The organism is Stenotrophomonas sp. S41, from assembly GCF_016624625.1.
In the GTDB taxonomy this organism is placed as follows: Bacteria; Pseudomonadota; Gammaproteobacteria; order Xanthomonadales; family Xanthomonadaceae; genus Stenotrophomonas.
Genome location: NZ_JACVTV010000189.1, coordinates 1 through 2,694 on the forward strand (window position 1 = coordinate 1; position 2,694 = coordinate 2,694).

The window sequence follows — 2,694 nt, forward strand, 5'->3', positions numbered from 1 at the left end:
CGCAAACCCACAGTGCCCCGCCATCCCACGGAATGCAGGCTTTTGACGTTGCCCTGAATTGAAGCAGGTGCAGGGCTGCAAGCCCTGCAGAAAACCCCCTACCCCGGCGGGCCCTGGGTGCCGACCAGCCGCACCGGCCGCTGGTTGGCCAGCGTCAACCGCTCCAACGGCTGCGGCCGCTCGATCGCATAGCCCTGCAGCCCCTCCACCCCCATGTCGGCCAGCGTCTGTGCCACCTCGGCCGTCTCCACCCACTCGGCCACCACTTCCATCTGCAGCTCGCGCCCCAGCTCGCTGATCGCCCGCACCGTCGCCCGGCTCACCGCATCGGTGTCCATGTCCCGCACGAACGCGCCATCGATCTTCAGGATGTCCGCCGGCAGCTGCCGCAGATACCCGAACGAGGACAGGCCCGAGCCGAAGTCATCCAGCGCCATCCGGCAACCCCGCGCCTTCACCGCGTCGATGAACGCCCGCGCCTGCGTCAGGTTGCTGATCGCCGCCGTCTCGGTCACTTCAAAGCAGAGCTTGGCCGCCAGCGCGCGGTTGCGCTCCAGCAGGTCGCAGACGAAGGCCAGGAAGCTCGGCTCGGCGATCGACTGCGCCGACACGTTGACGTTGCACAGGCCCAGTTGGCGTATATGCGCCGGGCACACCTGCAGGTGGCGGAACAGCAGGCCAAGCACATGGCGGTCCAGCGCCATGGCCATGCCATAGCGCTCCACCGCCGGCATGAACTGGCCCGGCAGGTGCAGCGCGCCGTCGGCATCGCGCATGCGCACCAGCACCTCGTAATGCAGGTAGGCGGGATCGCCGACCTTGGCGATGCGCTGGGCATACAGCAGCATGCGGTTCTCGGCCATCGCGCGGCTCACCCGCTGCAGGCGTTCGGCCTCGTGGCGGCGTTCGTCCAGCGCGAGGCGGTCCTCGTTGAAGCAGTGCACGCGGTTGCGGCCGGCCTGTTTGGCTGCATAGCAGGCGCTGTCGGCAGCACTCATCAGCCAGTTGACGTCGGGCGCATCGGCGGTCACTTCCACCACGCCGATGCTGCAGCTCAGCTGCGGGCTGCCCTCGCTGATCGGGAACGTGGCCTGCCCCAGGTTGCGGATCAGCCGCTGCAGCACGCGCTTGGCCTCGTCCTGGCTGGCCCGGCCGAGGAACACCGCGAATTCGTCGGCGCCCAGCCGCCCCACCCAGTCACCGTCGCGCACCGCGCCCACCAGGTACTCGGCGAAGCCACGCAGCATCTGGTCACCCGCGGCGTGGCCGAAGCTGTCGTTGACCAGCTTGAAGTGGTCCAGGTTGATGTAGCACAGCGAATGCGTGCCGCCCTCCGAGCGGACCTGCAGCAGCGCGCGTTCCAGCAACCGCTCGATCTCGCGGCGGTTGATCAGTCCGGTGAGCGGATCGTGGCTGGCGTGGTGCTCGATCTCACGGGCCAGCGCATGGTTCTGGCTGACATCCTCGATGATGGAGAACACCGACAGCCGGCCGCCGGCACTGCGCACGGCGGTGCCGCTCCAGCGGCCCCAGACCAGGCTGCCGTCGCGGCGGCGGAAGCGCAGTTCGCCCGGCCGCAGCTGGCGATCCCAGTCGATGCGACCGTCAGCGTCCAGCACCAGCTCGCCATCCATCAACAGGTCGCCGAGCGCCATCTGCTGCAGCACGTCGCGGCGGTAGTCCAGGATGTCCGCCATGGCCTGGTTGGCCTCCATCACCCGCCCGGCCGCATCCAGCTTCAGCATGCCCACGTTGGCCTGGTAGAAGGCCGCGCGGAAGCGGCTTTCATGCTCGGTCAGGTCCTTGCCGACCCGGCGTGCCAAGGCTACTGCCATCAGGGTGATGATCAGTACGGAGAAGCCGCCGACGATGAGTGTGGCGATGCGCACCGTATGTGCCATGCGCAGCAGGGCCTGGGAAAATGCTTCGGCCTGCGATTGCAGCTGCAGGTCCACGTCGTGCACACGCTGCATGTAGTCGTCGCGCACGCGGGGCTGCTGCAGTGATTGCGGCGGCACCTTGTCCAGTTCGTCGATCAGCGCCTGCATGGCCAGCAGGTGCGTGTCGGTCTGCCGCCACAACCGGGTGGCTTCACTGAACTCGCCGAGGTCGCGTGCGTAACGGAACGAGAAAATCAGCCGCGAGACGTCCCCGCGTGCGTTGCCGCCGCGCAGGAAGCCCTCGCGCGCCTTCGCCAGGTCCGGCTCGGGCTGTTCCAGGGCCAGGCGCGCATGCAGATCGCCCAGCGGCACCTGCAGGGCGCGCCGCGCATCGTCCAGATCATGCGCATCACCGCGTGCCAGATAACGGCTGAGCGCGGCGGTGGCATCCTGCTGGCCACGCGACCAGTGCCCTTGGCCCGCAATCCAGGCGGTGGACGCCGCCTGCAGCTCCTGGATCAACGCGGACAGGCCGACCAGTCCGATCGCCATGCCCGTCAGAAGTACAAACCGCACCCACAGACCACGGGTCATCGGTACCCGCCGCCGATGCTGCTCCTTGCCTCTACCCATCCCGGATCCCCCCGAATGTGCCGTGACAACCTCCTTGATCAACTATGCCAGCCTATGGCCGCCCATGTGTGGACCATGCGAAGCCGGACCACGGGAAGGCGGGGGGGGGGGGGGGGGGGAAAAAAAAAAAAAAAAAAAAAAAAAAAAAAAAACCCCCCCCCCAAGACGCCCCCCCCACCAA

General features: G+C 67.5%; 1 protein-coding gene. It reads right to left on the bottom strand.

Annotated features, from left to right (window positions below; genetic code table 11):
- Positions 1-98: 98 nt before the first annotated feature.
- Positions 99-2,513 carry an EAL domain-containing protein gene (locus IAE56_RS20745; protein ID WP_200753817.1) on the bottom strand — a complete coding sequence of 805 codons (2,415 nt, stop codon included), beginning with the start codon at positions 2,511-2,513 and terminating at the stop codon, positions 99-101.
- Between the last annotated feature and the right edge of the window lie 181 nt (positions 2,514-2,694).